Raw genomic sequence first — 25,990 nt, 5'->3', positions numbered from 1 at the left:
TTATAAGCGATTATTCGATCAGTTCGTCCGCTTCGATCAAAATGGATGGAGGCACGGCGAGGCCGAGTGTCTTGGCCGTATTGGTGTTGATGACCAGTTCGAACTTCGTCGGTCGCGACACCGGAAGCTCGTCGGGCTTCGCGCCTCTGAGGATTTTGCCTGCGTACGCGCCCAACTGGCGATAGGCATCGGAAAGGCTGGCGCCATAGCTCATGAGGCCACCTCCAGCCGGAAATTCCCGGATATGGAAGATGCCCGGCAGACGATCTCGGGACGAGAGTGTCAGGATTTGCTCGCGCCGGCTGTCGAAGAAGGGATCATTCTGCACGATGAGTCCCGAGATCCCTGCCTTGACCAGCTCCGCGAAACTGGAGTCGATTTCGGCATCGGTGCTCGCTTGCTGGACCCGGAGCTCGCGCCCGAGCGTGAGGGCGGCGGCTGCGATGGATTGCTTATGTTCTTCGGCCGCCTCGGCGCCGAAGCGCGGGTTCACAAGTAGTCCCAGCACACGGGCGAGCGGGTGCTGAGAAATCCGACGACGGGTTGCCCCTGCTGGGCACGTGCGATTGCCGGCAGGCCAGCCGCGACGGCAAACGCTCGGATGAAATCGCGCCTTCGCATTGTTTCCTCCGCTCTTACAGCTAAGGTACACATTTTGCCGGTCACGCGCAGAGATTTCGGATGGACGAAGGAATCGGCACCGAGATCGGCGACGCAGCGGTCGCGGGCAGAATCGAATTCATTCGATGCAGCTAAACTTCGTGGGACCCCGGCGTTGGGAACAAATCCATCGAGATCCGCTTGATGCCGGGCGCGATCCCGCGCGGGAGGATTTTCGGTGAAGAATTTCGGATGGACGGCGGCAGTATTGACTATAGCTATGCTCGGCGGCGCGGATGTGGCTTCGGCGAGATTGGGCATGGCGCCCACGGCGACGCAGGACGAAAGCCTGATCCAGGTGAAGGGCGGGCATGGTCACGGTCACGGGAGAGGCCACCGCGGATGGCACGGCAACCGCGGCCACCACTACGGATGGTACATCGGACGCGGCAACCGGCGGCATCACCACTACTGAGGTCGGCTAATGGCACCGCCGGTCCTCCGGCGGTTGTCCACCGCTCTCTGCTCCACTGAGCCGACAATGTGCATCCCCCGCGTGTCCACCCCTCTCCCTGTCCCGATTGCCATCTGAAGGAGGAAGCGCGGGGGCGGCGAGGATGCGCTCATTCGATCAGCTCGTCGGCTGAGGCGAGCATGGTATCCGGAACGGTCAATCCGAGCTTTTTGGCGGTCCGCATGTTGATCACGGTCTCGAATTTGGTCGGCCGCTCAATCGGCAACTGCGATGTCGGCGCGCCCTTGAGGACCCGGTCGACGTAGTAGGCCAATCTGCGATAGCTTTCGGAGAGGTTGGGCCCATACGTGCAGATGGCGCCGCTCTTCGCGAAGACTTGCCAGCCCGAGATGACAGGCGCGCGGTGCTCGATTCCGAAGTCGATGATCCGCTGCCGGTACTGAATGGCGAAGCCGTCGGAAAAGAGCGACATGGCCTGCGGAGGGGTCTTGCCCATGGTCGCCAACGCATCTGCGAGCTGGCCCTCCGTGCCTGTCCCATAATACTCGAGCGCCAGCCCGAGTTTTTTCGCCGCCTCTTCGGAATAGGCCCGCTCGATCTGGGACCCCGGATGTTCGGGATTGGCGATGATGGCGACGCGCTTCAATCCGGGCACGATGTCTCGCAGCATCTCGAGACGTTTGGAATTCAGCTCGGCAGCCATGAAGGTCAGGCCCGTCATGCCGCCGTGCGGATGCGAGAGACTGTCGGCGAAGCCGGCGACGACCGGGTCTCCACTGAAGGCGTAGACGGATGGCGTAGAGAGTTTCAACCCGAACACGATCGGAACGGCCGCTCCTTGGACTACCAACAGATCGACGGGAAGACCGGTAAGCTCCGCGGCCAGTGGCCCGACGCGTGTCCGGTCGTCGTCACCATACCTGTATTCGATCTTCAGGTTGTCCCCCTCGCGATAGCCGAGTTCGGAAAGTCCCTCGCGGAAAGCGACGAGGAAGGGCGTCAGGCTGGCCTCCCGCTGGGCCGTGAGCCAGCCTATCCGGAAGAGCCTGGAGGCCGCACGCGCTTGCCGTCGGACCATGAGCGCCGAGGCCGCCGCGGAGGCGATGAAGGTGCGACGTTTCACTGATCTCTCCACCGTTGCTGCAGGTCCAGCATCAGTCCATTTCGGCCGGGGCTCAAGGGGGCCCCGCGCGCCTGTGGCCGGGAAAAGTCGGCAATTATCCCAGTGCAACTGCGGAACCTTGCCATCATCCGCGGGTTCTTGCAGGCCGCATCCCGCGGTCAGGAGATTTTTGATGAAGAAGCTGATGCTGACGTGCGCGACCGCCGCGTTGATCTCGACGGGCGCCATGGCGCAGTCGACTGTCGTCACGACCACCACCGGCACCGGTCATGCCGCCGCCGTGCAGATCGAGCCGGAATACCGCACCAAGATCCGCACCTACGTCACCGAGCACAAGGTACGTCCGGTGCAGCAGAAGATCGTGGTCGGCCAGCCCGTGCCGCGCGAAGCCGAGCTCGAGGCGGTGCCTGCCGATTGGGGTCCTTCGCTCACCAAGTATCGCTATGTCTACTCGGGCGAGCGCGTAATGCTGGTCGACCCCTCGACCCGCACGGTCGTCCAGGAGATCGACTAAACTTTCCGGCGGCGGGTCGCTGAAAGCAGCGGCCCGCCGCCCCACTCCGGCCCGGCCGATACCTGATTTCTCATTTGCGAGCGGCGTCCATGCCGATCATCCGTTATTTCGTCTTCGTCGGCGGGCTGCTGCTGGCGTTGTTATTCGCTGCGGATCGGTACCTGCCGGCTCCCGTCGAGCGCACGGGCCCATCGGATCCCGACAGGACCATCATCCGGATAAAATCGGCGAGGAGCCTCCCGGATAAAATCGTTTTCGACACCAGCCAGCGGTACGAAGCGCCGATGATCGCGCAAGCCGATCCGATTCCGGAAGAGCCGCCGCGAGAAGCGCGAGAAGCCATGGCCGCCGTGCCTGCAGCACCTTCCGGCGAAGCCCGGAAGGAAGCGCCGGCCCGCGCTGCGGCGGTCCTCACACATCCGAAGCGATCGGCAAAGCTGCAGAAGCGGACACCCGACCGGCGTCTCGCCTTCGAGCGGAGCGATCCATTTGCCGGCAGATGGTGGTGAGCGAAGCGCAACTGGGGTTCAAACAAAAAGGCCGCTCCCTCGGGGGTGCGGCTTTCGTTGCCTTCACGTGCGCCCGCTCTCACCAGTGGCGGTGGTGCCGATGCCAGTGATGGCGAACGACCGGATACGACCCGCGATAGTATGCGTAGGCAGGGCGGACGACACGGCGATAGCGATAACCGTAGGACACCGGAGCCGTGTAGTAGGTCGTGGTGTAGCCGCCGCCCCAGCTATAGGGCTCGTCGTACCCGTAGTCGTAGGGACCGCCATAGTAGCCGGCTCCGTAGTAGCGGGGGCCACCGTAGTAGCCATAGCCCGGTCCCCAACCATAAGCCGAGGAGGCAATTCCGCCAATGACGGCGCCTGCAACCAGGCCGCCGGCGATGCCCGGTCCCCAGCCGCCGCGCCAGTGAGCTTCGGCGGGAGACGTCGTGGCCACCGAGGCGAGACCAAGGGCGCCGACCATCAGCGCCGACATTGCAATCTTCTTCATCGAGGATCCTTTCACTTTGTTCGAACGCCCCGACCACAACGGGAAAAAATGGCAATGGTTTCACTGGCCCCGGCGGCGAGCGGGCAATGGATGCTCGGCGCCGGGGCAGCTTCACTCGAAAGCATCGAGCTTGGACCACAACAGCAAGCTCCGGGTTGGGTTCAGTTCATGTTGCGCCGCGGAAGCTCTCGATGGCCTTCGCTTGATGTAATCGCGTTAACTTTGTTGAATTCGCCGCACAGCGTTTCCGCAGTAAACTAACTCTTCTTGTGTTGGGGGTTCCCATGTTCGATCCGGCCACGACCGCGCTCTTGCGCGCCGTCTTCGACGAGGTCTGCGAAGACGTCTCGCGTCATGAGACCGCGGCGCGCACTCATGTAGCCTCGAAGATTCTGGAAGCGGCTACCGACGGCGACACCTCGCCCGAGAGGCTGAAGCAGGTCGGACGCGCGGCGCTCCACGACGCTCCGACCATGTGGCGATAGGGCGAGGAAGGCGGGGGTGAATTTCCAGGTGACCGTGCTCAAGATCCTGGTGAGCTATCCCGACGGGTTCGCCGTCATGGCCGATCTCAAGCGCGACATGGCGATCCTGGCGACGAGCGGGCGCGACTGGGCCGAGCGGACCAAGCGTCTCGCCGCACGCGTGCCGGAGCTCGACATCTTCTCGCAAGGAATGGTCGAGCGTCTGAATGGCGGATGGCGGATCACGGAGAAGGGCCGATCCGTGCTCGAGTTCATGGAAGCAAAGGCCTACCGAGAGGAACGGAGAGCGCTGCGCCCGCCGTGGAGCCGCCGGCTTCGGATCCAGCGCCGTCCCCACCTCTCGCCGCCAGGCGCTCTGGCCGAAGCCAGCGCCTGCAGCGCCGTCGTGCGGCACGCGAGCGGGCTCGCGCAAAAGCTTGCTGAACTCGCGCTTGTCCGGTTGACGCGGCTGACCGGGAAAAACCGGAAACTTTCCCAAGCGCCTTGAGTTGGCAGCGACTGGGTTCGTCTCCGGAGAGTGAGCATGGCCGGCAACGTCGTCTTGAAGAACGCCACGGAGACAGCCTGGACCGTGTATCGGGTACGGCATCCCGATGTCGACGCTCATGATGGTCGGCGCTGCCTTATGGAACGCCACCTGCATCGGAGATGGGAAGAGCGACAGAGCGATACCGAAGAACTTGCTACCTTCGGGTTAGCCTACCTGCACCGGCTTCCCAGAGACGAATGTTGACGAGCATGAAAATGCTCGTCGCGCGCCTAGCCAACGGAAGCACAAGGCCCGGCTGGACCCTGCTTGCGATTTCGTTTCTGATCTCCGCGACCATCGTCATCGGCCTGCGCATCGCGTTCGGGGCCTAGCTCGATGCGGATCGCTCAGCTTGCCCCGTTGGCCGAAAGCGTCCCTCCGAAGCTGTACGGTGGTACCGAGCGGGTGATCGCCTGGCTGGTCGACGAACTGGTCGATCTCGGCCACGACGTCACCCTGTTCGCAAGCGGCGATTCCAGTACGAAGGCAAAGCTTCACGCGGTGTGGCCGCGCGCGCTGCGCCTGGGGCGGCGCGGTGTCGACGCCAACGCCGCCTGCTCGCTGCTGATCGAGGCCGTCGCCGAACATGCGCACGAATTCGACGTCATTCATTCCCATGTCGACTGGCTGCCGCTGCCGGTGCTGAGCCGGACGGGCGTGCCGTTTCTGACCACGATGCATGGCCGACTCGACCTTCCGGGCTTGCCCGACGCGATCGGGACTTTCCCCAAGGCGCCATTCGTCTCCATCTCCGACAATCAGCGGCGCCCGCTTCCGGGCGCCAACTGGATCGCGACGATTCAGCACGGATTGCCGAAGGACCTGTTTCGTCCTTCCTACGAAGCCGGTGCGTACCTGGCCTTCCTCGGGCGGCTGACGGCGGAGAAGGGGGCGGAAGCCGCGATACGCATCGCGCGGGCGGCCCGGATGCCGCTCCGGATCGCGGCCAAGATACCCAGAGCCGAGACGGCCTACTTCAAAAAGAAGCTCGAACCCGAGATCGACGGCGAGAAGGTCCAGCTCATCGGCGAGGTGGACGAAATCCGGAAGCAACCCTTCCTCGCCGGCGCTGCCGCGCTGCTGTTTCCGATCGATTGGCCCGAGCCCTTCGGCCTGGTCATGATCGAGGCGATGGCATGCGGCACGCCCGTGATCGCCTACCGTTCAGGATCGGTGCCGGAAGTCGTCGAACACGGCGTCACCGGCTTCATCGTGGACGACGAGGAGCAAGCGATCGAAGCGGTCAAGGAAGCGCGCCGGCTGGACCGAAGCACAATCCGCGCCCGCTTCGAGGAGCGTTTCGTCGCCAGTCGAATGGCCAGGCAGTACGAAGAGAGCTATCGGGTACTGGTCGCTCGGAAAGCTCACCACGCCTGAGGAGCGTCTCATCGCGCCAAGGATTCGAAGGCGCGGGTCGTAATCGCACGTTCCGCTCCGGGAACAGCCGGCAGTGATGGGCGTTGGGGGTGCTGCACTCACGCTGGAGGAGAAATTCCATGAAAAGCTTTCTTGCTGTCGCTTTGCTGAGCACCGCCGTTGTCGGGGGCGCCGCGTTCGCGCAATCCGCTCAGCCGGCCGACCGCGCCGCGCCGGCGGCTACCGCCCAGCCCGCCGACAAGATGATGCTGAAGGGTAATTGGCGTGCTTCGAAGCTCATGGGCCTGAACGTGTACAACGAGGCCAACGAAAAGCTCGGCGACATCAACGAACTGCTGGTCGACAAGAACGGCAAGATCAACGCCGTGGTGATCGGCATCGGCGGCTTCCTCGGGATGGGCGAGCACGACATCGCGGTCTCGATGGACAAGCTGGAGTTCGTCGAAGAGCCGGTTCGGACAAGCTCGACCAGCACCACCACTACGCGCGAGACCACCACCGGTGCGGCTTCGACGACCACGACGAACCGCAACACGAACGATTGGGCGCCGGACCACGCCGTCATGAGCGGCAACAAGGAGCAGCTAAAGGCGCTCCCGCAGTTCAAATATTCGGACTACAACTGACGGGACCAAGCGTTCTCGGATTGAGGGGTCTCCATCGGAGGCCCCTTTTTCTTTGAGGTTAGATGAACGCTCGGCAAACAGAAAGGGCCCGTCCGGGAAGCTGGACGGGCCGTTGGTGCGAAAGCCAGTAGCTCAGTGCATATGAACCAGGAAATAGCCGACGCCGCCAACAACGAGAACGGCAGGAACGGCCCACAGAATCAATACAGGCATGGTCTCCTCCAATTGCTGTCGGTAGGCTCGCGGGCCTCCTTCGGCCCGCGAACGGTCGTTTACTGCTCGGTGCAGACCTTGGTGGTCTTCACGGCGGACTCGGCCTCGGTCTTGGTCTTGTAGACGCCGTTGCCCACGACGGTCGTTGTGGTCGTCGTCGGCTTGGTGTCGACCACGGTGCACTTCTTCGTGGTCGCGTCGCGGACGATGTAGAACTCGGCGGCGCTGGCGGCCTGGGTGCCGAGGGCGAATGCGGCGAGCGCGCCGCACACGATCAGCTTCTTCATGATGTCCTCCTCAATGTTCGTAAGTAGTCACTGCCAACTGAGATCCATCATCGAAGTTCCGGTTGTTCCCGACCGCTAACCGTCGTGCCATTTCGCTACAGCACCAATTATCCGGCAGCGGGAAGAAATCGACTGCTGATTGCCGAGTTTTCCCGAAATGGAACCGCACCCGACCCTTCGGGTTAATCGACGTCCGCTTTTAGGAGGTTTCAGAGATGAACAAGCGTTTATTCTTAGCTACGACCGCTGCCGTTGCGATCGCGACTTCGGCCTTCGCTCAATCTTCGCCGAGCACATCGAGCTCCACTCCGTCCGCGACGCAGCAGAAGGACTCCACATCGACGCCGTCCTCTTCGACGTCGACGCCGTCGAATTCGTCGGGCTCGGCTCAGACCAATCCTTCGAGCAACTCGGCTCAGACCCAGTCTCCGTCGTCGACCGGCCAGACCGCCGGTAGCCAGCCGTCCAATTCCGGGACGGGCACCAACACCACGCAGGCGCCCGCCTCGGGCAACTCGACGAACCAGGCCCAGACCAATCAGCCGTCGAACCAGTCCACGACGCCGTCCAACCAGGCGCAGACCAACTCGCCGTCGAGCACGACGCAGAGCGCCAACCCGCCTTCCTCAAGCACCAACCAGGCGCAGTCGCCCTCGGGTAGCGGCTCGACCAGCACCGCCCAGCAGCCGAACAATCAGCAGAACACGGCGGATCGTTCGTCGAACACCAACGTGAATGCGTCGGTGAACATCAACGACCAGCAGCGGACCCGGATCAGCGCGTCGATCTCGCACCTGAACGTGCAGCCGCTCACCAACGTGAACTTCTCCTTGTCGGTGGGCACCGTCGTCCCGCGCGACATCCGCCTGCAGCCGCTGCCGGCCGAGGTCGTCGAGATCGTGCCGCAGTATCGCGGCTACAACTTCGTGCTGGTGAAGGACGAGATCGTCATCGTCGAGCCGTCCACTTACAAGATCGTGACGGTCCTGCCGTACTCCGGCCGCTCGACCGCTTCGGCGCCTGCGCGCAGCGAGCAGCGCAAGGTGACGTTCAGCGACCGCGATCGCGAGGTCGTTCGCAAGCACGCCAAGGCGCGCCCGGTCGAGCGCGAGAAGCGGGTGACCACCGGCAGCTCGGTCCGGACCGAGATCCGGACCGGCGAGCGCGTGCCGGAGGGAGTGGAGATCGAGGCGTTCCCAGAGGAAGTCTATCGGGATGCTCCGACGCTTCGCGAGTATCGGTACATCAACCGGGATAGCCGCACCTACATCGTCGAACCTCATGAGCGTCGCGTCATCGAAGAGATCGATTGATCTCGCAACCGAAGGAGAAGAACATGAAGACCATCGTGTTGGGAGCGCTCACGGCGACCCTGATGGCGGCTTCCGCGAATGCCGCCCCACTCGCCCCTGCGGCCATCGCATCGTCCGAGGTGGGTGGCGTCGAGCAGGTCCGCCTCGTCTGCAACGAGTACGGCCGCTGCTACCGGACCCGCGGCCCCCGCTACGTCCAGCGCTATTATGGCGGGGACGACGGCTACGTGGTTCGCCGGAGCTACGGCTACTATGGCGGCGGTCCCGGCTACTACGATCGCGGCTACGGCTACTACGCCGGCGGCCCGAGCATCGGTTTCAGCTTCGGTACCCGGAGCTGGTGAACTACGAAAGGGCCGCTCTCGAGCGGCCCTTTCTCCGTTGGTTCCTGTGGGGATGATGAGATGTCGGCTGTTGTGAAGCTGCTGGCCCAGAAAGAGCAATTGCTCGCGCGCCTCGAGACCGATCCGGGTCCGAACGAACGGGCCGAGATCCAGGCGCTGCTTTCAAGGATCGAAACCGCCCTGAAGCTGCTCGGAAGCGCGGCAGACGAATAGCGCTCAGCGCGCAATTTCCCCTGGACCTTTTCTCGACGAACATCCTGTCGGGAGTGCTGGCCCCAGCCCTGGGGGGCTAGGGGGCTATGAGCTGGGGCCAGTACGGGGTTTGCCCCTGGGGCAGGGGCACTGGGAAAACTTGGCACCGAAGCCTTCGTTCCTGCGTGGAAAGCGAAGTTTGGATCTGCGGGCATCGCCCGCCGAGATCGCCGAAAGATGCGGCCGCCGCTTGATCGCTAAGCCGGCGGTGCATCCTTCGCTCCGTCGAACTCCTTGACCACCCGCACGATCTCGTCCGGGTGGAAGGGCTTCCTCACGATCCGGCTGCCTGGGACCGGGCGAGGCGGGACGGGCGAGAAGCCAGTCGCGTAGATAACTGGCAAATGCGGACACTGCTCGCGATATCGCTCCGCGATCTGCCACCCGTCGACCTGGCCCGGTAGCCTGACGTCGGTGACGAGTACATCCGCGACGCGGCGTTCGCACCAGGCGAGCGCTTCCTCTCCCGTACTCGCGTGGATCACGTGATAGCCTGCCTCGCGCAGGGCATCGACGACGAATTCGCGGATCAGAGGATCGTCCTCGACGAGAAGTACGCTCACTGGTGGCTCTTCTGGATGTATGTGTCTCGCATTCGAACGGCGCAACGTCGCGGTCGTTCCCGGTTCGGATGAAGCTTGCGAGAGGACTGGCTGTCGCGTAGAGGGGACGCCCCCGGCGAGGAACGGGGATGCGCGGCTGGCGGTTTTCGATCCATGAACAGACTCTTTCCCCTGGTCCTGGAGCATCGGCTTCCGACCGTAGCCAGGTATGCTATTTCGGCGAGCATCATGCTGGGCTGCGCCGTACTGCAGATGGCACTGCAGATGCAGACCGGCTCGCCGGGATATTTCCTGCTGCTTCCGGGCGTCTTTCTATCGGGTCTGATCTTCGACCGCGGCTCCGGAATATTCGCAGCCGTGATCGCAGTCGCCGTCGGTGCCTACGTCAGCTATGCCGGCAACAACGGCATGGACTATTTGGCGACCAACGCTCTCTTCGCCATCACCGCGGCCGGGACGGCCTCGGTCGCCGAATTCCAGCGCGCCGAACTGCGGCGAGTGGTTCTGGCGGATAAGACGAACGCTCTGCTGCTGCAGGAGATGGCCCACCGGACCAAGAACAACCTGGCGATCCTCGGCGGAATGATCCGGATGGAGGCCCGGCACGGCGGCCCGGAAGTCGGCGCCGCGCTGGAAGCCACTGCGCGCCGGCTGCAGGTGATGGCGGAGGTCTACGACCACCTCTCGCCCAACCGGGACTCGCGCTCGGTGAACATGCGCTATTTCCTGAACGACGTGGTCGAAAAGGTCTTCCAGTCATTGGCTCCTTCCGGACCGATCGCCTTCCAGGTGGTCTGCGAGGACATCGATCTCGCCAGCAACCACGCCCTCGCGATTGGCATGATCACGAACGAGCTGGTGACGAACTCGATTAAGTACGCTTTTCCCGGCGACAGGCCCGGCCACATCGTGGTGACGTTCTCGAGCGGCAGCGGCATTGAGCTATCGGTATCCGACAATGGCGTAGGCCTGCGTGAGGGAGCGGAGCCGAGCGGACTGGGGTCGCGGATCGTTCAGTTGCTGGCCCAGCAGCTGGAAGGTGAAACTTCCTACGAAAGGCTCGATCCTGGCTTCAGGGTTCGGCTGCGAGCGCATCCGCGATAGCTGCGCGTTCGGCACGCCAAAGGTCCAATCCCGCTAAAGGTCACAGGCTTAGTTAATTCTTTTGGTCGTGACTTGCTGCCGCCGCCCCAGCCACTCTCTACAATTGGCCCGAAGCTGAGTGACCGCGGACCAAGGTCCGCTTTAAGGGCAAGAACGGACAAGTCCCGCCTAGGCTTCGTTCGTCCGCCTGTGACCCTGAACGGACATTGCCAAGGTCCTTGGTCAAGGCAATCGAGGTCTTTTCGGCCGGACTGAATGCGTAGTCCCACTTGCTTTCCGTGCCGCGGCCTCTTGTAACTCGCGCCGAAATTCGTCCCGTTTCTCATGGATCGAGGCGATGGCCGATCCTGCCGCATGCCCCAATCCAATCAGCGCCGCTTCCGACAGCTGAAGGCTGGCCTCGATCGTTTCAGGCACGGCGTCGGTTACACCGATCGCATAGAGGTGGCGCGCGTGGTCAGCATCGCGGGCGCGCGAAACGATGACTATGTCCGCTCTCAGCGCACGTACCTGTCTTACGATTTCGTCGATATCGACCTGCCCGGCAACCGTTACGATGACGGCTTTGGCGTCCATGAGACCGCAGCTCTTCAGGAATTCCGGGTCTGTTGCGTTGCCGTAATAGACCTCTCGCCCGCTTCGCCGGTATGCCGGGACCGCGGCTGCGTCATTGTCCACTGCGATATAGTGATAGCTGTGCCGATCCAGCAGCGAGCAGACGACGTGCCCAACCCGGCCATGCCCTATGACGATTGCATGTCCAGCGACGCCACTTGGTGCAACGGTCAGTTCCGGGTCGAGCGCCCTGGGCTCCCGGAACCTCGGCGTCAATCGCCGCGCGACCAGAGCCAACACCGGAATGAGCGTCATCGTGATCGATGTCACCGTCAAGGTGAAGCTCGAGACGTCGGAGCTGATAAGTCCGAGCGTAGTTGCCATGCCAACGCCAACGAATGCGAATTCGCCGCCGGGACCAAGGAGAAGGCCTGTTTCGATCGCTGCAGACCAGGACAAGCGAAAGATCCGGGCGAGGCCGGTGAGCAGCAGGATCTTGATGCCGATGAGGCCGACGACAGAGGCAAGAAGCCAGAATGGCTCGCGAGCAAGCTCGCGGACGTCGATGTTCATACCGACAGTAAAGAAGAACACACCAAGCAGCAGTCCCTTGAAAGGACCAGCAGTTGTTTCGATCGCCTTGCGAAATTCGGTCTCGGCGAGCAGCAGCCCCGCGATGAACGCTCCCAGCGCCATGGAAAGTCCGGCCAGCGCGGCCGCGACCGCGGTACCGATAATCACAAACAACGTCGCGGCCACAAACAAATCAATGGTTCCGGCGGAGGCGACCAGTCGAAAGAGGGGCCGCAGAAACAGACGCCCGATGATAGCGATCGCCGTAACGGCAAGCATCGCATTCAGGAGTGTGAGCGCGAGATTGGTAGTGACTGAGCCGGTCGTGTCGCCACCTAGAATAGAGACAAAGAGCAGGATCGGAATCACGGCCAGGTCTTGCGCCAGGAGCACTGCAAAACTGGCTCGGCCAGCAGTCGTGGCGAGCCGGCCTTGGTGGGAAAGCACCTCGATAACAATCGCGGTCGACGACAAAGCAAGGCAGGCGCCGAGGATGACCGATACGGTCGTTGAGTTGCCGGTCAAGGCTGCAATGCCGCCGATCACAGCGGCGGAAATGATGACCTGCAAGCTCCCGAGTCCGAACACCAGGCGGCGCATGGTTTTCAAACGTTCGTAGGATAGTTCCATGCCGACAATAAAGAGTAGGAACACCACGCCGAGTTCGGCGATGCCAGCAACGTTTTTGGCATCGACGACGGTGACCCAGTACAACAACGGAAATGCGTGGATGAGCGAGCCCAAGCCCATTGGGCCAAGGAGCGCCCCAGCCGCGAGGTAGCCGAGCACGGGGCTAAACCCAAAACGCCGCACCAACGGAACAACGATCCCCGCCGTCCCAAGTACGACAAGCGCATCGCTATAGGCATCGATATTGATCGGCGCTGTCTCTCATTCCCCCTAGGTCTGGCTTGATGCACAGTGTCGTACTTGATTGCATCAGGTGTGAATGCGCAAGTCGGGGCAGGAACTAGTGAGGGGCGTAACGACGTACGCGGGGGTTTTCGATGCGGCTGTTCGGCTGCGGTTGGCTGCGGCGCATGATAGAATTCATCGTACGCTTAGTCAGCTGTTGGCCCTTCAGCGACCTTGTGAGATGTCGCTTTTTCGTCGCTGTTGAGGGTAGAGCGAACAGTGGTGGCGGGCTGCTTACTGAGTGCATGGCCTAACGAAAGGCGGTCCGAGTACACGGCGCTGGCTGCGCCCCCCGGGAATGGAGGCCGGCCAGAGTTTGCGGACCCCATCAGGCAGCGCTTTCAACCGACACGACTACCGTATCGTCCGCGTCACGACCGCGAGTGCTCCGGACGCCTCTCCCTGCCGGTGAGTGCTCCGTTCCGGCATGGCGACGAGTGGGCCGTTTCTGTCGGCGATAGCTGCGGTGCCACGATCGCGCCGGTCACCCTCCGCCGCCACCGGAACAACTCGACGGTTCTAGGTTCTGTCTGCGTTCGCCGGGGCGCCGGGGACGTGCTGCACTACAGCGATCGGGTCACGGCCAAAAGGGCTGATCGCGGAGCGCGTTTCACGGGCTAGACGATGCTACAGGTACCCCCTCGCCGCGTGCTGATCGAAAGCAGAGAAGAACGGCGAAAAGCGGCATCTGAGCTGGCGGACGCGGGCTGGGAAGGTTCGCATCAAGAAAAGTTCACTTGGCCTGCTTGCTTGCTCTTGAGGTCAACCATGGCAATTCTGATTTGATCCACGTCAACGCTCGAAGCGGAGCTCAGGATAGCCTTAATAGTAAGGGGTCCGCTATGCGGTTATTCAACTCGGCGAAGGGTTATGGCGCCATTGCGCAGGCGCTGCACTGGTTCACGGTCGTCCTCGTAGTCCTTGCTTGGACACTGGGCGTCTTTGCTGATCTCTTGCCTAAAGGTGAACCTCGTCACGCCGGCTTGGTCGTTCACATTTCGACGGGTATATTGATTATTGTTCTGGTCTTAGCTCGCTTGGTAAGCCGATCAGTTAGCTCGCCACCCGCGTTAGCAGCTTCGGAATTTGGCGCATGGCTCGGAAAGTGGGTCGATCCTGTCGCCCGCATTATGCACTACATCCTTTATGCGCTGCTTGTCGCAGTACCACTTACCGGTATCGTTCTTCAATTCGCGCGTGGAGACGCACTGTCACTTTTGGGGCTCGCCACCATCCCTTCGCCGTGGCTCAAGGACGCAGTTTTTGCTCACAACGTGAAGGAAGTGCACGAAATCATTGCTCACTCACTGGTCATTCTTGCGATGATTCACGCTGGCGCCGCGCTCATTCATCATTGGGTATTTCGGGACAATACCCTTCTCCGAATGTTGCCTCACACCGAAGACTGGCATGCACACGATCGATCGACGTAGCAGGTCGTACGAAATCCGTTATTGTAGGTGATCCATGTGACGGCTGTGGCACCCATTCTCCAATCGATCCTTCTTTTGACGCTCGCAAATGGGGCCCCAGTCCTTGCTAAGAAGCTCTTTGGCTCTCGCTTTGCGATGGCGCTGGATGGAGGTGTTTTATTCCTCGACGGTCGACCGGTGTTCGGAGCCTCCAAGACGGTTCGAGGTATCGTCTCATCAGTCTTCGTAACGGCAATCGGTACGTCCGCTCTTGGCCTGGGGTTGAAATTGGGAGCGTGGGTGGCGATTGTCTCGATGGCTGGAGACCTGTTCTCCAGCTTCTTGAAACGGCGCATGAACCTGCCTCCGAGCAGTCAGGCGATCGGATTGGATCAGGTTCCGGAATCGTTGTTCCCACTCATGGCCTGCCGGGAACTTCTGGGGCTGAACTACGCCGATATCTTCCTCACGGTCGCGATATTTTTCGTCGGCGAACTCGCAATTTCCCGCGTTCTATACGCGTTTCGTGTTCGCGACCAGCCGTACTGAAGCATCGGCGGGCCGGCGCAATCGGTGCAACGTGATCTCCGGCGGGCAATTGAAGCGCACGGCCACGACACTCGATCCCGCGCCGACCGACGTGTAGCCGAGCATGTTATGATAACGCCACGCGCCAGCCCCCATCCTGCGCGGCAGTACCGAGTCCAGCGTGATGGGGATTGACCCTGGAAGGCAGATCTGGCCTCCATGCGTATGTCCGCTCAGCAGCACATCAAAGCCGGCATGCGCTGCCTGCCGGTAGACTTCCGGGGTATGCGTCAGCAGGATCGAAAAAGCGCCGTCGGGGACGTCGGATCCGACCTTCTCGATGTTATCCACTCGGAAGTAATGCGCGTCGTCAATACCTGCGATGTATATCTCCTGATCCCCGCGCTTGATTGTCGTGCACTCATTCTGGAGCATGCGTATGCCCATTTCCTCGAGGCCGGGCAGCATCCTGATCGTGTCGTGGTTGCCCAGCACGCCGAGAATGGGTTGCCTCAGGTGAGCGGTGACCCGCGCCATGCCTTCAAGTGCAGCGTCGAAACTTCCGAAGGTTTTGCCGCGGTAGTCGCCTGTAAGGACGCATAAGTCGTAATTCAGGCCAGAAACCAGCTCGACCATGCGCCGCATGGTTCGCTCGTTCATATCGACGTGGGTATCGCTGATATGAAGTATCGTAAAGCCGTCGAACAGAGCTGGCAAATTGGCGCATTCGATATCGTTCTTCTTCACGAGAATGCGCTCGGCATTGCGCCGCCCGCGCCAGTAAAGGCCAGTCAGCTTCAGGATATTTCGTATAAGCGCATGAACAGAGTACCAGTTTTCGATATGAAAGAAGTTGAGACCTTGACCGAATATCTGAGCTTCATGATCAGTTTCGATCCCGAGGCGTTGCCGCGCGTGAATCCGGCCTAGGCGCTGCTCCAATCGTGAGAGCAGCTCCTCTTCAACCTTGTTTACCTTGGGTTTGGCGATCATCGCCTGCATCTGCACTGGGTGACCATTTATTACACTAGCCCACCTTCCTCATAATCAGTGGAGGTCGCCAGCGCGATTCCGCAAATTGCGAGTAACGATCCCTGAGCCAGATCGGTTCCGAGCCTAATATAGCCCAATACGCTCAATGTAAGTGTCAGCGTATTACAATGCCAACTCGATCACCAATCTAGGCGGCCTATAGGCTCTCGATGACCTTTAGGAGGATGGTCTGAACGCCTTCCGCCGCCGCCTTGAGTTCTGCATTATCGATGGCTTGCATTGATGCTACAGGATCGACAGCAGCGATCTCGGTGCGATCTTGAGCGATTTCCTGGACGACGACGTTGCAGGGCAGCATGTGCCGACCTTGTCTTCGAGCTGCAGCGCGTTGTGGGCGAGGCCCGGATTGCAGGCACCGAGGACGCGATAGTTTCGGAAATCGATCCCGACCTTTTCTTTGAACGTATGCCTTACGTCGATTTCCGTGATGATGCCGAAGCCTTCCTGCTTGAGCACTTCCGTCGCGCGCTGCACCGCTTGGTCAAAGCCGAGCGGCAAGGTCTTGCTAAAATAATAGGCCATTTTTGGATCTTTCCTCGGAAGCTCGCAAACCTCTGACCGCTACCAGGACATCATCTAAAGGAGTCGGATGGCGAAACCGGGGATGGGCATCACCAAAGGTGCCGCCAGAAGCGGTTGCGGTCCGAAGGCGAATCCAGTCGGGCCTTCTGTTCGTCGCTGAGCGTTTCGTAGAATGATTCGAATGCAGGCCGCACGGTCTTGATGGATTGCAACATGGCTTCCATGCGTCTTTCCATAAATTCCATTCGGCTGACGGTGGTGGTCGGAACCTCGGTCGGACAAGCCAGGCGGAGGGCCGCGGAGGCTTTGTCGGATGCCGCTTTCAAATCATCGAACTTGGCGCGTTGCGTCTCGGTCGGTTTGATGACCTGTTCGATCCGATCGATGCGCCACCCGAGAAGGCTGGCAGCAGCGGGGCCGCATGCACCCCGTGGGCCACCGTGGCCCATAAATCCAGGTCCCATCATCATGCCCGGACCCATCACTCCGGGTCCGGCGCGCTGCGCTGGCGCGGCTGCAGAAAACATTGCGGTCGCGATGGATAGGGCACCGACCGCGATGATCTGATTGAACTTAAGCATGGGTGATCCTCTCGCCGTCGCCGTCTTCTGTCAGAGACGAAGTCTTAGCTTAGGAGGTGATCCCAACAGGCCCTTGAGATGGATCAAACTCGCTGAAGCAGTGTTCGAGCCGTTCGAGATGATGCTGGTTGCTCCGACTGAGGGTGTATCAGCTTGGATACTTGCTATGCTGTTAGCGGCGACTTGATATGCGTCATGTCAGCCGCGCCGACTTCCTGGCAATATTTACAATCGAGTTGCGGCCAGCAGCATCGGAGTGATAACATGCGTGTTCTGCTTCTGCTCGGAGAAACCCAATCATCACTTTCCGCGCGGGAATTGGCTTTCGATCTCGCCCGTTCGGGTAGAGTGCTCGTTACTGGCCTCTCGGGAATCGATCTCTCGTCTCTGGCAGTTCCAATGATAGGCGGCATCGGCGCGTCGGCCTATCAAGGCAAGCTCGAGGAGATCCGGGGGCGGCAGGCGCGCGAGAATGACGCTCGAATACACGCATCATATGCCGACGCGTGCGAGGTGAGCGGCCTCGAATAATCCTGGCTCTCCTTCGAAGGTGACCCGCCTGAGGTCTTCCGCGCTGCTTCTGAGACGCGAGACCTGATCGTTACCGGTAACGATACGACCTTTTCAGTTGATCGACCTGCGCCGTTACCAGAATTGCTCTCCAATCTTCTGTTGCTGTCGCCGCGGCCGGTTGTCGTCTGCAGCGACGAGTATCGCTATCCCAGTGATGTATTGGTCGCATATGATGGCAGCTTGCCCGCCATGCGCGCTCTTCAAATGTATGCGCTCCTGGGATTGTGGCGCGAGGCTCGCGTGCACGTGACGTCGATCGCGGCGGACTCGGAGCTTGCGACCCGCCGCGCTCATGCGGCGGCTGAGTTTCTACGCGGCCATGACCGCAGCTGTACGGTCGTTCCGATTGAAGCGGCCATGGACCCAGCCGAGGCTATCCGAATTGAAGTCATTGATCGGGGCGTCGGTCTGCTGGTGATGGGCGCGTTTGGTCATCGCGGCTGGAGCAATGCCCTGTTCGGCTCGACGACGCGACGATTGGTCGAGCGGCCGCCTTGCCCGCTGTTCCTCTTTCACTAGGGGGCGGACTCATAACGCCCGGCCAGCTATAGGCAGATAGATGCGAGTTGGACGAAGGCAAGGTAGTTGCTGCAAGCCTGTCGTAGCGCGTCGCCACCCGACGGCACTGCTTGATTTTGTTGAAGAACCGTTCGACGAAGTTGCGAGCGCGATAGAGGTACGGGCTAAAGCAGATCGGATCGCTGCGATTGCTCTTCGGCGGATGTTGGCCCATGCGCCCTTCTTCATGGCAAGCTTCCTGATCCAGTAGGCGTCATAGCCACGGTCGGCAAACAGCATTGATCCGGATTGAGACGAGAAAGCAGCTTTCCGGCAAGTCGAACGTCGTGCGCCTCACCAGGGCTCAACGCAAGCCGTATCGGTAGACCATTGCTATCGACCACCGCGTGGAATTTGCTTGTCAGACCGCCGCGCGACCTTCCCATCGATTGGCGCTGGTTCCTTGTGATACAGGCCCCATGTTGATGTACGCGAACAATAGACGTGTCGATCATCTGCACGGCAGCATCATGGGCACCGACCAGTGCGCTCATGAGCTTGCCCACACGCCCGCCCGTCGCCAGCGAACGAACCGATTGTAACAGGTCGTGTACGGACCGAAGTTCTCTGGCAGGTCGCGCCACGGCGCCCCGGATCGCAAGACCCAGAAGATGCCATTGAGGACACGACGGTCATTCACTCGTGGCACGCCGCGCGACTTATTCGGCAGCATCGGCTAATGGAAACCACTCATAGTCCGTAAGTTCGTAGCGCATGATTCGGCCCCTTCTGTTGGGTGACTTGAATCAGGGCCCGGCTGTCAGGCTCAACTGGTCGCGATCGACCCGAAAGTGGACCTATAATGCTCACCTTGAGTTTTGTCGTTCATGACCCCAAGCAGACATGATGTCCGCGTTCACAGGCTGCCGCGCGGCGGCAACTGGCGGTCATCGCTACTGCCGGTGAGGTACACGCGCTCGTCTTCCCATGCCGCCGCGTGCTTCGAATGATCGCATCATTTTCGCTTGTACCCCAACGCTGCAGGGCTCAAAGCTCGCGTAGCGTCGGCTGCTGGGGTGGACCGTACGTGGCGTGCAAGGGTCAGGACCGCCCATTTTGGTCCAACTCGGGACTTCGCCCTATCGCGCGCCCACCTCCAGTGAAGGCCCTCTGCGGCCCACAGCAAAGTGCTAATATAGCGACCCACAGAGCGGAATCTTCATGGGGGGCGTATGCGAAGGCGGGAGTTTCTGGCGGCGATTATAGCCGCGTTGCCCTGGTCGCGGCAGAGTTTCGCCCAATCGACAAGCAGGCGAATCGCGCGCATCGCCTTCTTGGGTAATGCGAGCCCGTCAACTATGGACGCCGCGCAAATTGCTGCGTTTAAACAAGGGTTGCGTGAAAACGGGTTGATAGAAGGCAGCAACGTCGACGTCCAATATTTCTGGATTGAGGGCAGCTTGGAGCGCATGCAGAAGCTCGCAGCGGAGCTCAGCCAAAGCAATTTCGACGTCATCCTGACGGCCGGTTCAAAGGCAGTACAGACGCTTCTGGCAACCGGAACAAAGACTCCGATTGTCTTCGCAGTGATCGCAGATCCGGTCGGCAGCGGTACGGTGCAGAGCCTCGCGAGGCCCGGTGGAAACGCCACGGGTCTGTCGATGTCGGACATCGATCTGGAGAGCAAGCGCATAGAGGTTCTGAAAGAAACGGTGCCGTCCATCACGCGGGTCATGATCCTGCGCGACCCGGTCGTGGGGGTTCCGACCGGTGCTGCCGAGGCGGAGGCCACGGCGCGGACTCTGGGCCTTCATGTCGTAGTCGCCGAGGCCGCGAGCTCCGACCAGGTCGAAGCTGCGTTCAGGCGCGGACGAGAGCAGGGCGTCGACGCGGTCGCTGCCATGGCATCGGCTTTCTTCAACTTCCAGCGCAAGCAGTTGATCGAGCTGGCCGCGCTGTATCGCTTTCCCTCGATCTGGGAAACCGGCGTCTACGTTAAGGACGGCGGCCTGATGTCCTACGGACCGAACTTCCCAGACATGTACCGTCGATCTGCCGAATACATCGCTAGGATCCTGAAGGGCGCAATGCCCAGAGACGTGCCCGTCCAACAGCCAACCAAATTCGAACTCCTCGTCAATCTGAAGGCGGCGAAGATCCTTGGAATTACGATACCGCCCACGGTGCTCGCCCGTGCCGACGAGGTGGTCGAATGACTGCGTACGGGCCTTAGCCGAAGGGTAGGAGAATTTTCGCTGCAAGCTATCGGAGGCAGACCGGACGCTGGACCGTGCTCACTTCGACCGCTGCTGGTGATTCTGAGCAGACGGGTGCCGCATCGAACAATGCATAAGCGATACTGACGTGCAATTCATCGTTCGAAGTTGATCCAGCGCAACTTCAGCCGACACCAATTGGTGGTGCAATTTAAGGGGAGCAACGCCTGCAGTGGAGTAGTGCGATGGGTGAGCACGATGAAAAGGTAAAACTGCTGGAGGAAGAAATAGCGCAACAGATCGAATTGGTCGCTGAACTGATCTGCCAAGGACGACCCGCACTAGCAGCCATGCGGGTGCTCTATGCTCTTACCGGGCAACTTGTCTGGGTGGATAGTCACGGTCACACAGTTTGCAAGCGCATTCCGCCGGAACCGGAAGGTGATCCCCAATGCTCGTTATTTTGAAGGACGTAACGCATCTTGGAGGACATTGAGCGGGCAGGGTCCTCGCCACTCTCAAAGATCTTGGACGGTCTGCTTCCAAGGGATGACCGGAAGGCCTTCATAGGGCTGCCCAGGACTGTCTCTGACCCTGGCTCTGTGAAAACGCTGCGCTTTATGTGATTCGCGCGATATGATTCCCGCACGATTTGCGGGGGGCTGGAATGATTCGTTGCGGAGGCGGATCGTGGGCAATCGACGCTATTGCCCGAGTGCCTCGATGATTTCATTGACGAGAGCAACCCTGTTCGCGTGATCGACGTGTTTGTCGATGCGCTCGATTTGGCCGAGCTAAGCTTCGAGGGGGTGAAGCCGGCGGCGACCGGTCGGCCGTCATACCATCCCTCGGTTCTCCTGAAGCTTTACATCTACGGCTATCTGAACCGGGTGCAGTCGAGCCGGCGGCTCGAACGAGAGGCCGGACGCAATGTCGAGGCCATGTGGCTGCTGGGCCGGCGCGCACCTGATCACAAGACGATCGCGGACTTCCGCAAAGACAATGGCCTGGCGCTCCGCAAGGTATGCTCACGCTTCGTCGAAATCTGCCGTGAAATGGGTCTCCTCGCGACGTCGAGCGTCGCCATCGATGGCAGCAAGTTCAAAGCTGTGAACAACCGGGACAAGAACTTCACACGCGCGAAGGTGGAGCGGCGGCGCGCGCAGCTGGAGGAGAGCGTCGCGCGCTATCTGAGCCAACTGGACACGGCCGACCGGCAGGAGCCGAGCGAGGCGTTGGCCGCCAAGGTGACGAGGCTAACCGAGAAACTGACGAAGCTGAGGGAAGAAATGGGCAAGCTTGCCGTCTACGAGAAGCAGATGCTTGCGTCACCCGATCAGCAAATCTCGTTGACCGATCCCGACAGCCGTTCGATGGCGACAAGCGGCCGGGGCTCTGGCACCGTTGGCTACAACGTGCAGGTCGCCGTCGACACCGAGCACCATCTGATCGTAGCGCACGAGGTGACGAACAGCGGCTCAGATCGGGCACAACTCGCCAATATGGCCAAGCAGGCGAAGGCTGTTCTCGAGACCGAGACGCTAGAAGCTGTAGCCGATCGCGGCTACTTCAACAGCCCGGAGATCCTCGCGTGCCACGAGGCCGGCATCACCGTAACTCTGCCCAAGCCGCTGACGTCGGGTGCCAAATCGGAGGGGCGCTTCGGTAAGCAGGACTTTGCCTATTTGCCAGAGGAGGACGCCTATCGCTGTCCGGCTGGGGAGCGATTGCCGTATCGCTACACAAACGAAGAAGACGGCAAGATGCTGCGGCGCTACTGGACCACTGCCTGTCAAAGTTGTTCGCTCAAATCGCAGTGCACGACAGGACCAGAGCGGCGAATTACACGCTGGGAGCACGAGCATCTGCTTGAGGCTGTGCAGCAGCGCCTTGACGCAAACCCAGAAGCCATGCGTCAGCGTCGGGAGACGGTCGAGCATCCGTTCGGCACGATGAAGGCCCGCATGGGAGCGACACACTTCCTCACCAAAACGCTCCCAAAAGTAGCGGCCGAGATGGCACTCTCGGTCTTGGCCTATAATCTTACACGGGTCATGAACATCGTCGGGGCCAAGCCACTGATCACTGCGATCGCGGCCTGAGACAGGCGCGGTTCCTAGCTTCCGGACCGATGCCCTTTGAAGCCGTTTTTACACGGCCAAGACCGGTAGCGGACATTCGGTTTGCGCCACGTAACCAGCGTGGAACAGGAAGCTCACTGCGCGCATTCGCGACGGTTTAAGTCTTCCGGCAACTTTGATTTCGATCAAAAACAAACAACGCCACCTACCTAATGTAGCTCCTGCGTAGCCCCCACTACGCACGAAATGCCCAACCACCACAAGCCGCTGGCTTCCCCAAGGCCGGCGGCTCTTTTTGAGCCGTTGTCGTGGAAACCAACTGGACCTTCAACGCACTGGCGAATTGCGGCTGGCGTGCTCGCCGTGGTCCTATCCTCGATTTTGGTTTTTTATGACCTAAGGTCGCCTCAGCAACTGCTCCGTACAACTACTTTAGCCTGCGCGATTTTGCGGTCGATCAATTCCGGCCCCTCGCGGCCTTCCTAGGCTTTACGGTGACAGGGAGGCAAACCATGCTGGTGAATACCAACACCGCCAAGTACAAGCCAATCGATGGACACCTTGCTGGATTTGTCGGCGACCGCTGTTTGTGACCACAATTCAGACATTGGGATTTTCCGAGCTTCGTCTGCCAGATTTTTTGATAGCCGATGGCCGAGCCGACACGAGTGTGGGGACACGTCACTGTCACATCGAGCGGCGGCGCTGCGCTTCGTACCACCGCAACGAAGCAGCCGCATAACCTGCCATGTGTGGCGTCCACATCAATGCGTTGCGCCGCGCCCAGTCCCAAGCCGCGCGTTCGCGCCCGATCTGATCGGTGGATTGGTCACGGCTCTTGATATGGCCCAACTCGTGCATCGTAACCGCACCAATCTCTGCCGTGATGTGCGGCGTGAGTATGAATTCCAGTTCGCCGCTCAGTGCCAATGCCTTCGACGGAACGTCACACCATTGGACATCCGCTTCTTCGTCCGCGCACAGTTTCAAAAAATGCTTTTTGAGATCGGCGATGGTGGTCATCTTGCAAACTTAGTATCGAAATCGCTATTCCCGTTGATCCCGATCAAGGAGTTCCACCGAAAAGGCCGCAGGAGCAAGCTGCGGGATGGAAGTCGAAGAGCCGTAGGGCTGCCTCAGTTGGCGGCCTCTTTCATTTCGGATGTTTGCTGATGGCCCCTCAGCCGAAGAAGCCCGAGGTTATCCTGATGTGGGCTATCGGCAGTGGACTGACGAGGGGTGGTGATTGCCTCGACCGCCGTTTGTGACCCACAACCGACACGCCAAGGCCAAATGCGTCTGGTTCTCCTAGCGCGCCCACAAGCCATGAAAGGCCAACTCGGGTGCTTGTGCTGGGTCAATATCGAACGGTCCGCGCTAGTTTAGTTTCTATAATGCCTCAGATCCAAGTAGACGCAGGCTCGGCTGACGTTCCGCCTACCCAACAGGTTCGCTGGGCAAAATATCCTTTATTCGCACTCGCAATCGTCGCCGTAGGCCCCAGCATACTCGCACCGTTCGTTTACATTGGGCTGCGATCGTTTGGAATTGATAATCTGGATGGCTACAAAATGGAATTTAGCGGAAGCACAATCGCCTTCATGCTGGTATTCCCGGTGGTTTCCGCGATAGCGAACGTATCGTTTTTCCTGCTTTCCAAGATTTCTGTTTGGAGAGCACGAAAGGAGTGGCCGCATCTTCTCTCTGTAAAGATCGCGATGTGGTTCTCACTGATTGCAATGTGTATCCCGAACACACTTCTTTTCATCGGTACACCGCAGGAGATGATCTTGAAGGCGCCCAACGCGGGGCAGGGATCAGGCCTTGCAATCGTCGGGCTCTTCCTCACCCTTCCAATATTTGGTCTTCTTGGATGGTTTGGCGGGCGGCTTGTAGCGTGGGCTCTCCGAAAGTTCCAATAGCTCAGGTCGGCTCGTGGCCCATGGCTGACCTCAACCCAGAGCGCAGCGATGTGAGCTTCCTAGAGTTGACCCGACCAAGGGCATGCTGGCTGCCGAGGGCAGCCTTTGACCCGAAACTGAAGTTCCGCATGAGCCTGTGGTTTTCGATCACTGCTCGTGCTCAAATGCGCCTATCTGTCGGTGCTCTATCGGGAGGGAGGTATGAAGCGGCGGGACCTATTGCTTATCTCCCTGCTCGTTGCGGCACATCGTCCCCAATTACTCCAGGCTCAGCCTATAAAGGGCAAGATAGGGTATCTGCATCCCGTTACGACCGATCCGAACCATATTACCTTCTCAGTACTTCAGCGCGAGTGGCGGCGCCTCGGGTACGTTGAAGGCGAAACTGTTTTGACCCGTTCCGGCGAGGGCGAACCACAACGACTTCCCGAGTTAGTCCGAGATTTGATTAGCAACGGAATCGGCGCCCTTATTGCCGTCGGAGCCCAGGCTGTCCGTGCCGCTGCTGGTGTGACCTCGAGCACTCCAATAGTGGCTATCGATCTGGAAACCGATCCCATTCAAACCGGCCTCATTCGCAGCGTGGCGAGGCCTGGCGGTAACGTCACAGGGCTATTTCTGGATACACCCGCCCTTGCCGCCAAGTGGATCCAGCTTATGCGTGAGATGGTTCCAGCTCTCGACCGAGTTGCCTTTGCCTGGCAGCCATCTGCCGGAAGAAGCCAGCTAGACGTGGCGCTCCGCGTTGCCGAGAACTTGGGGGTCGAAACGATGGTTCTTGAATTTAGCGTCAACGACGATTTCCCCCGCCTGCTTTCGACCATCTCGGGACCAAAGCGCACCGGCATCATCCAGCTCTCAGGCCCCGGGATTACCCCTGTTGCAGAGAAATTCGTTGCCGCCGCAACGCAAAATAATCTGCCAACCCTTTCGTTTCTCGGTGAAGCGGCGCGGCGGGGGTTCTTGATGAGTTATGGCCCCAGCCAGAAAGACTATTTTCCCCGTGCGGTTCAACTGGCTGATCGAATATTGCGTGGCGAGAAAGCAGGTGATCTCCCAGTGGAGCGCCCCTCGAAGTTTGAGTTCATCGTGAATTTGAGGACAGCAAGAGCGCTCAATCTGACTGTCCCGCCCAATCTACTGATTAGCGCGGACGAGGTTATCGAATGAAATTCAGTTTTTGGCTCGTTGCTGCCCAGCTGAGTTGCCGGTGGGATGTCCTGAGTTAGCGATGAACCAGACGTAGCCAGCTGCCGGTCATGGTCTCAGGTTGACCAGCGGTCATTGCCGGTCCTGCGCCAACACCGTGCCGTTTGATGTATTCCACCAGACGAGCAGACTCGTCCTGGACGGCCAATACAGTGCCGGACTTGCGCGTTACAGCCAAATCCATGCCAGCGAAGTAGATCCCGGGTTGCTTTTTGATTCCTCCCTCGTGCAGCGGCTGTCGTCGTGCATCCAGCACGTCAGGCAGGCGGATCCAAGTAAAGTCGCCCTGCCAATCAGAATGATGGCGCCAACCGTTCCGATCAGAACTATCCCAAAACCTGCGGTTAACACGTGACCCTGGTCGATACGACGATATAAGGGTTCATCGCGGCTCAACTCGTCTAGCAGAACCAGCATCACGAGATTGAAGACGCAACTGCCCAGAGCATCTCCGACGGCTATGTCCGGCACTCGCGCAATGGCAACCGAGCTGATGCCGGTGAACAACTCCGGTAATGAAGTTGCTGTCGCGAGCAGGACGAGGC

At 60.3% G+C, this 25,990-nt stretch carries 30 protein-coding genes and 3 pseudogenes; 20 read left to right on the top strand and 13 right to left on the bottom strand.

The features are described 5' to 3' along the window. Window positions 1–10: 10 nt before the first annotated feature. From X268_RS19650 to X268_RS19645, 3 genes are all read right to left on the bottom strand, one after another. A complete protein-coding gene (locus X268_RS19650) occupies window positions 11–493 on the bottom strand; it encodes an ABC transporter substrate binding protein (RefSeq protein ID WP_164937817.1) in 483 nt (160 codons plus the stop codon). Continuing rightward, complete coding sequence (locus X268_RS39540; protein ID WP_164937816.1) at window positions 490–921, bottom strand: hypothetical protein; 432 nt, start codon at window positions 919–921, stop codon at window positions 490–492. Before X268_RS39540 ends, X268_RS19650 begins: the two co-directional genes overlap by 4 nt. A 302-nt stretch (window positions 922–1,223) precedes the next feature. After that, entirely contained in the window at window positions 1,224–2,426 is a 1,203-nt protein-coding gene (locus X268_RS19645; protein WP_128926443.1) for an ABC transporter substrate-binding protein, read from the bottom strand. Here X268_RS19645 and X268_RS19640 point away from each other — a divergent pair. Next, window positions 2,371–2,712 (top strand): DUF1236 domain-containing protein, encoded by a 342-nt coding sequence (locus X268_RS19640; protein WP_128926442.1) that lies wholly within the window; start codon window positions 2,371–2,373, stop codon window positions 2,710–2,712. The genes X268_RS19645 and X268_RS19640 overlap by 56 nt on opposite strands. An 89-nt stretch (window positions 2,713–2,801) precedes the next feature. Continuing rightward, window positions 2,802–3,221, top strand: a complete 420-nt coding sequence (locus X268_RS19635; RefSeq protein WP_128926441.1) for a hypothetical protein — start codon at window positions 2,802–2,804, stop codon at window positions 3,219–3,221. A 79-nt stretch (window positions 3,222–3,300) separates the two neighbouring features. Here the strand turns inward: X268_RS19635 and X268_RS19630 are convergent, their stop codons facing one another. Further along, window positions 3,301–3,714 (bottom strand): hypothetical protein, encoded by a 414-nt coding sequence (locus X268_RS19630; RefSeq protein WP_208764381.1) that lies wholly within the window; start codon window positions 3,712–3,714, stop codon window positions 3,301–3,303. A 284-nt stretch (window positions 3,715–3,998) separates the two neighbouring features. On the opposite strand from X268_RS19630, the gene X268_RS19625 reads away from it, so the two are divergent. The 5 genes from X268_RS19625 to X268_RS19605 all read left to right on the top strand — a co-directional run bounded on the left by X268_RS19625 (window position 3,999) and on the right by X268_RS19605 (window position 6,731). Continuing rightward, on the top strand, window positions 3,999–4,199 hold the full coding sequence (locus tag X268_RS19625) for a hypothetical protein (protein ID WP_128926440.1): 201 nt from the start codon (window positions 3,999–4,001) through the stop codon (window positions 4,197–4,199). A gap of 28 nt (window positions 4,200–4,227) precedes the next feature. Beyond that, a complete protein-coding gene (locus X268_RS19620) occupies window positions 4,228–4,686 on the top strand; it encodes a hypothetical protein (protein WP_245477561.1) in 459 nt (152 codons plus the stop codon). A 251-nt stretch (window positions 4,687–4,937) separates the two neighbouring features. Next, the gene (locus X268_RS40550) at window positions 4,938–5,060 is read left to right on the top strand and encodes a hypothetical protein (protein ID WP_283818269.1); all 123 of its coding nucleotides are present in this window, start codon (window positions 4,938–4,940) and stop codon (window positions 5,058–5,060) included. A gap of 4 nt (window positions 5,061–5,064) precedes the next feature. After that, window positions 5,065–6,105 carry a glycosyltransferase family 4 protein gene (locus tag X268_RS19610; RefSeq protein WP_128926438.1) on the top strand — a complete coding sequence of 347 codons (1,041 nt, stop codon included), beginning with the start codon at window positions 5,065–5,067 and terminating at the stop codon, window positions 6,103–6,105. A 119-nt stretch (window positions 6,106–6,224) separates the two neighbouring features. Beyond that, window positions 6,225–6,731, top strand: a complete 507-nt coding sequence (locus X268_RS19605) for a PRC-barrel domain-containing protein (protein ID WP_128926437.1) — start codon at window positions 6,225–6,227, stop codon at window positions 6,729–6,731. 272 nt (window positions 6,732–7,003) lie between these two features. Here X268_RS19605 and X268_RS19600 read toward each other — a convergent pair whose 3' ends face one another. Then, entirely contained in the window at window positions 7,004–7,231 is a 228-nt protein-coding gene (locus tag X268_RS19600) for a hypothetical protein (RefSeq protein WP_124162174.1), read from the bottom strand. A gap of 215 nt (window positions 7,232–7,446) precedes the next feature. Here X268_RS19600 and X268_RS19595 point away from each other — a divergent pair, with 215 nt between their 5' ends. Genes X268_RS19595 through X268_RS39535 form a run of 3 tightly spaced genes read left to right on the top strand, consistent with a single transcriptional unit; the run spans window position 7,447 to window position 9,101 of the window. Continuing rightward, entirely contained in the window at window positions 7,447–8,544 is a 1,098-nt protein-coding gene (locus X268_RS19595; RefSeq protein WP_128926436.1) for a DUF1236 domain-containing protein, read from the top strand. Window positions 8,545–8,567: 23 nt separating this feature from the next. After that, complete coding sequence (locus X268_RS19590) at window positions 8,568–8,888, top strand: hypothetical protein (RefSeq protein WP_128926435.1); 321 nt, start codon at window positions 8,568–8,570, stop codon at window positions 8,886–8,888. 60 nt (window positions 8,889–8,948) lie between these two features. Continuing rightward, window positions 8,949–9,101 carry a hypothetical protein gene (locus X268_RS39535; RefSeq protein ID WP_164937815.1) on the top strand — a complete coding sequence of 51 codons (153 nt, stop codon included), beginning with the start codon at window positions 8,949–8,951 and terminating at the stop codon, window positions 9,099–9,101. Between the two features lie 236 nt (window positions 9,102–9,337). On the opposite strand, the gene X268_RS19585 is transcribed toward X268_RS39535, so the two are convergent. After that, entirely contained in the window at window positions 9,338–9,703 is a 366-nt protein-coding gene (locus X268_RS19585; protein WP_128926434.1) for a response regulator transcription factor, read from the bottom strand. Between the two features lie 228 nt (window positions 9,704–9,931). Between X268_RS19585 and X268_RS40050 the strand changes: the two genes are divergently transcribed. Next, window positions 9,932–10,807: a sensor histidine kinase gene (locus tag X268_RS40050; RefSeq protein WP_128926432.1), complete on the top strand. Its 876-nt coding sequence runs from the start codon at window positions 9,932–9,934 to the stop codon at window positions 10,805–10,807. Between the two features lie 222 nt (window positions 10,808–11,029). Here the strand turns inward: X268_RS40050 and X268_RS19570 are convergent, their stop codons facing one another. Next, complete coding sequence (locus X268_RS19570; RefSeq protein ID WP_347341919.1) at window positions 11,030–12,808, bottom strand: cation:proton antiporter domain-containing protein; 1,779 nt, start codon at window positions 12,806–12,808, stop codon at window positions 11,030–11,032. Between the two features lie 884 nt (window positions 12,809–13,692). On the opposite strand from X268_RS19570, the gene X268_RS19565 reads away from it, so the two are divergent. Both X268_RS19565 and X268_RS19560 read left to right on the top strand, forming a co-directional pair. Then, complete coding sequence (locus X268_RS19565; RefSeq protein WP_128926430.1) at window positions 13,693–14,283, top strand: cytochrome b; 591 nt, start codon at window positions 13,693–13,695, stop codon at window positions 14,281–14,283. Window positions 14,284–14,319: 36 nt separating this feature from the next. After that, window positions 14,320–14,811 carry a CDP-archaeol synthase gene (locus X268_RS19560; RefSeq protein WP_128926429.1) on the top strand — a complete coding sequence of 164 codons (492 nt, stop codon included), beginning with the start codon at window positions 14,320–14,322 and terminating at the stop codon, window positions 14,809–14,811. Here X268_RS19560 and X268_RS19555 read toward each other — a convergent pair. From X268_RS19555 to X268_RS19545, 3 genes and pseudogenes are all read right to left on the bottom strand, one after another. After that, window positions 14,776–15,783, bottom strand: a complete 1,008-nt coding sequence (locus X268_RS19555; RefSeq protein ID WP_128926428.1) for a metallophosphoesterase — start codon at window positions 15,781–15,783, stop codon at window positions 14,776–14,778. The genes X268_RS19560 and X268_RS19555 overlap by 36 nt on opposite strands. A 196-nt stretch (window positions 15,784–15,979) precedes the next feature. After that, a pseudogene (locus tag X268_RS19550) lies at window positions 15,980–16,365 on the bottom strand (DUF302 domain-containing protein). Between the two features lie 89 nt (window positions 16,366–16,454). Next, complete coding sequence (locus X268_RS19545) at window positions 16,455–16,946, bottom strand: Spy/CpxP family protein refolding chaperone (RefSeq protein WP_128926427.1); 492 nt, start codon at window positions 16,944–16,946, stop codon at window positions 16,455–16,457. Between the two features lie 264 nt (window positions 16,947–17,210). Here X268_RS19545 and X268_RS19540 point away from each other — a divergent pair, with 264 nt between their 5' ends. Both X268_RS19540 and X268_RS19535 read left to right on the top strand, forming a co-directional pair. After that, complete coding sequence (locus tag X268_RS19540; protein ID WP_128926426.1) at window positions 17,211–17,477, top strand: hypothetical protein; 267 nt, start codon at window positions 17,211–17,213, stop codon at window positions 17,475–17,477. A gap of 123 nt (window positions 17,478–17,600) precedes the next feature. Next, window positions 17,601–18,038, top strand: coding sequence for a universal stress protein (locus tag X268_RS19535; RefSeq protein ID WP_128926425.1), 438 nt, complete (start codon window positions 17,601–17,603; stop codon window positions 18,036–18,038). A 26-nt stretch (window positions 18,039–18,064) separates the two neighbouring features. On the opposite strand, the pseudogene X268_RS19530 reads toward X268_RS19535, so the two are convergent. Continuing rightward, a pseudogene (locus tag X268_RS19530) lies at window positions 18,065–18,793 on the bottom strand (IS5 family transposase). A gap of 582 nt (window positions 18,794–19,375) precedes the next feature. Here X268_RS19530 and X268_RS19525 point away from each other — a divergent pair. The 3 genes and pseudogenes from X268_RS19525 to X268_RS19515 all read left to right on the top strand — a co-directional run. Continuing rightward, a complete protein-coding gene (locus tag X268_RS19525) occupies window positions 19,376–20,233 on the top strand; it encodes an ABC transporter substrate-binding protein (RefSeq protein WP_164937814.1) in 858 nt (285 codons plus the stop codon). Between the two features lie 245 nt (window positions 20,234–20,478). Further along, window positions 20,479–20,700, top strand: a complete 222-nt coding sequence (locus tag X268_RS19520; RefSeq protein ID WP_128926423.1) for a hypothetical protein — start codon at window positions 20,479–20,481, stop codon at window positions 20,698–20,700. 204 nt (window positions 20,701–20,904) lie between these two features. Beyond that, a pseudogene (locus X268_RS19515) lies at window positions 20,905–22,335 on the top strand (IS1182 family transposase); the annotation flags it as partial. Window positions 22,336–23,001: 666 nt separating this feature from the next. Here the strand turns inward: X268_RS19515 and X268_RS19510 are convergent. Further along, a complete protein-coding gene (locus X268_RS19510) occupies window positions 23,002–23,337 on the bottom strand; it encodes a hypothetical protein (protein WP_128926421.1) in 336 nt (111 codons plus the stop codon). Between the two features lie 371 nt (window positions 23,338–23,708). On the opposite strand from X268_RS19510, the gene X268_RS19505 reads away from it, so the two are divergent. Together X268_RS19505 and X268_RS19500 are read left to right on the top strand one after the other, a co-directional pair. Beyond that, window positions 23,709–24,236, top strand: a complete 528-nt coding sequence (locus X268_RS19505) for a hypothetical protein (RefSeq protein ID WP_128926420.1) — start codon at window positions 23,709–23,711, stop codon at window positions 24,234–24,236. Window positions 24,237–24,437: 201 nt separating this feature from the next. After that, the gene (locus X268_RS19500; protein ID WP_128926419.1) at window positions 24,438–25,406 is read left to right on the top strand and encodes an ABC transporter substrate-binding protein; all 969 of its coding nucleotides are present in this window, start codon (window positions 24,438–24,440) and stop codon (window positions 25,404–25,406) included. A 207-nt stretch (window positions 25,407–25,613) separates the two neighbouring features. On the opposite strand, the gene X268_RS40865 is transcribed toward X268_RS19500, so the two are convergent. Further along, window positions 25,614–25,982: a hypothetical protein gene (locus X268_RS40865; RefSeq protein ID WP_430648420.1), complete on the bottom strand. Its 369-nt coding sequence runs from the start codon at window positions 25,980–25,982 to the stop codon at window positions 25,614–25,616. Between the last annotated feature and the right edge of the window lie 8 nt (window positions 25,983–25,990).

It is taken from the genome of Bradyrhizobium guangxiense (genome assembly GCF_004114915.1).
Lineage (GTDB): Bacteria > Pseudomonadota > Alphaproteobacteria > Rhizobiales > Xanthobacteraceae > Bradyrhizobium > Bradyrhizobium guangxiense.
This window is presented reverse-complemented; position numbering and strand designations above follow the sequence as displayed.

What these genes read in the sequence shown, in the direction of transcription:
- X268_RS19510 (WP_128926421.1), bottom strand. Translation starts at nt 23,337, where the DNA reads ATGACCACCATCGCCGATCTCAAAAAGCATTTTTTGAAACTGTGCGCG.
- X268_RS19640 (WP_128926442.1), top strand. Translation starts at nt 2,371, where the DNA reads ATGAAGAAGCTGATGCTGACGTGCGCGACCGCCGCGTTGATCTCGACG.
- X268_RS39535 (WP_164937815.1), top strand. Translation starts at nt 8,949, where the DNA reads ATGTCGGCTGTTGTGAAGCTGCTGGCCCAGAAAGAGCAATTGCTCGCG.
- X268_RS19555 (WP_128926428.1), bottom strand. Translation starts at nt 15,783, where the DNA reads ATGATCGCCAAACCCAAGGTAAACAAGGTTGAAGAGGAGCTGCTCTCA.
- X268_RS19600 (WP_124162174.1), bottom strand. Translation starts at nt 7,231, where the DNA reads ATGAAGAAGCTGATCGTGTGCGGCGCGCTCGCCGCATTCGCCCTCGGC.
- X268_RS19520 (WP_128926423.1), top strand. Translation starts at nt 20,479, where the DNA reads ATGGGTGAGCACGATGAAAAGGTAAAACTGCTGGAGGAAGAAATAGCG.
- X268_RS19590 (WP_128926435.1), top strand. Translation starts at nt 8,568, where the DNA reads ATGAAGACCATCGTGTTGGGAGCGCTCACGGCGACCCTGATGGCGGCT.
- X268_RS19540 (WP_128926426.1), top strand. Translation starts at nt 17,211, where the DNA reads ATGCGTGTTCTGCTTCTGCTCGGAGAAACCCAATCATCACTTTCCGCG.
- X268_RS19610 (WP_128926438.1), top strand. Translation starts at nt 5,065, where the DNA reads ATGCGGATCGCTCAGCTTGCCCCGTTGGCCGAAAGCGTCCCTCCGAAG.
- X268_RS19505 (WP_128926420.1), top strand. Translation starts at nt 23,709, where the DNA reads ATGCCTCAGATCCAAGTAGACGCAGGCTCGGCTGACGTTCCGCCTACC.
- X268_RS19595 (WP_128926436.1), top strand. Translation starts at nt 7,447, where the DNA reads ATGAACAAGCGTTTATTCTTAGCTACGACCGCTGCCGTTGCGATCGCG.
- X268_RS40550 (WP_283818269.1), top strand. Translation starts at nt 4,938, where the DNA reads ATGAAAATGCTCGTCGCGCGCCTAGCCAACGGAAGCACAAGGCCCGGC.
- X268_RS40050 (WP_128926432.1), top strand. Translation starts at nt 9,932, where the DNA reads ATGCTGGGCTGCGCCGTACTGCAGATGGCACTGCAGATGCAGACCGGC.
- X268_RS19545 (WP_128926427.1), bottom strand. Translation starts at nt 16,946, where the DNA reads ATGCTTAAGTTCAATCAGATCATCGCGGTCGGTGCCCTATCCATCGCG.
- X268_RS19605 (WP_128926437.1), top strand. Translation starts at nt 6,225, where the DNA reads ATGAAAAGCTTTCTTGCTGTCGCTTTGCTGAGCACCGCCGTTGTCGGG.
- X268_RS19525 (WP_164937814.1), top strand. Translation starts at nt 19,376, where the DNA reads ATGGACGCCGCGCAAATTGCTGCGTTTAAACAAGGGTTGCGTGAAAAC.
- X268_RS39540 (WP_164937816.1), bottom strand. Translation starts at nt 921, where the DNA reads ATGCCCAATCTCGCCGAAGCCACATCCGCGCCGCCGAGCATAGCTATA.
- X268_RS19500 (WP_128926419.1), top strand. Translation starts at nt 24,438, where the DNA reads ATGAAGCGGCGGGACCTATTGCTTATCTCCCTGCTCGTTGCGGCACAT.
- X268_RS19635 (WP_128926441.1), top strand. Translation starts at nt 2,802, where the DNA reads ATGCCGATCATCCGTTATTTCGTCTTCGTCGGCGGGCTGCTGCTGGCG.
- X268_RS19625 (WP_128926440.1), top strand. Translation starts at nt 3,999, where the DNA reads ATGTTCGATCCGGCCACGACCGCGCTCTTGCGCGCCGTCTTCGACGAG.
- X268_RS19645 (WP_128926443.1), bottom strand. Translation starts at nt 2,426, where the DNA reads ATGGCGCCCGTCGAGATCAACGCGGCGGTCGCGCACGTCAGCATCAGC.
- X268_RS19565 (WP_128926430.1), top strand. Translation starts at nt 13,693, where the DNA reads ATGCGGTTATTCAACTCGGCGAAGGGTTATGGCGCCATTGCGCAGGCG.
- X268_RS19630 (WP_208764381.1), bottom strand. Translation starts at nt 3,714, where the DNA reads ATGAAGAAGATTGCAATGTCGGCGCTGATGGTCGGCGCCCTTGGTCTC.